Origin of the sequence: Bradyrhizobium uaiense, assembly GCF_010811875.1 — a bacterium.
GTDB lineage: Bacteria > Pseudomonadota > Alphaproteobacteria > Rhizobiales > Xanthobacteraceae > Bradyrhizobium > Bradyrhizobium uaiense.
The window spans coordinates 1-236 of the sequence record NZ_VKHP01001109.1; the positions used below are offsets into that span (position 1 = coordinate 1).

A 236-nucleotide genomic window follows, 5' to 3' on the forward strand; every position below is an offset into this window, starting at 1 on the left:
GCGTCAGGCGCCTTCAATGTCTGAGCATGATCTTTTCGGAAGACCGCTTCGCAGTTTTCCGGATCATGCCTTGGCTTCGGGAAGCATGCTCTTGCGGACGATCGCGTGCACGCCCCAATTGCCGTCGACCACCTGGGTGACGCCGAAATCGACGCCGAGCGAGATCAGCGAGATGGCTTCGTCCTCGGTCAGCTTCTTCGTCGTCATCAGAAATTTGCGCATCTTGCGGAAGGCGT

Annotated in this window: 1 pseudogene; it reads right to left on the reverse strand. The window is 58.1% G+C overall.

The features are described 5' to 3' along the window. Positions 1–63 precede the first annotated feature (63 nt). Positions 64–236 (reverse strand): annotated as a pseudogene (locus FNJ47_RS52725) (acetamidase/formamidase family protein); the annotation flags it as partial.